General features: G+C 63.3%; 1 protein-coding gene. It reads right to left on the minus strand.

The window, feature by feature from the left end; translation table 11 throughout:
- A partial coding sequence (locus tag WX88_RS26925; protein WP_046247524.1) for a UTRA domain-containing protein occupies positions 1–387 on the minus strand: 387 nt, incomplete at both ends.

Consider the following 387-nt stretch of genomic DNA (forward strand, 5'->3'; position numbering starts at 1 on the left):
GCCCCTGCAAGAGGTAGTGGTCGGTCCGGGCGAAGAGCCGGGAGAAGAAGCTGAAGTCACTCTTGTTGGTGTCGAGCCGCTTTTCCAGGCACAGCACCGGCGTGCCAGCCTCAATACGGAGCTGCTGAGCGACGGCGCGGTCGGCGGTCAGGGCCTGGATTTTCTGCTCCCCGCCCCGCACCACCAGGCCGTACTTGGTGCGCAGCAGCTCGAAGAAGGAGCGGTTGTCCAGATGCTGACGCGGGAAGTGGGGCAGGTAGCGGTTGGGCAAGACGAGCTTTTCGTAGAAGATGGGCACCTCATTGATGGAGCGTAGTCGTTCGAAGGCGTAGAACTCGTCGGTCGGGCCGCGCTCGGCCGGCAAGAAGGTAAACTCCTCGGGGAAGG

It is taken from the genome of Hymenobacter terrenus (genome assembly GCF_000972495.1).
Taxonomy (GTDB): Bacteria; Bacteroidota; Bacteroidia; order Cytophagales; family Hymenobacteraceae; genus Hymenobacter; species Hymenobacter terrenus.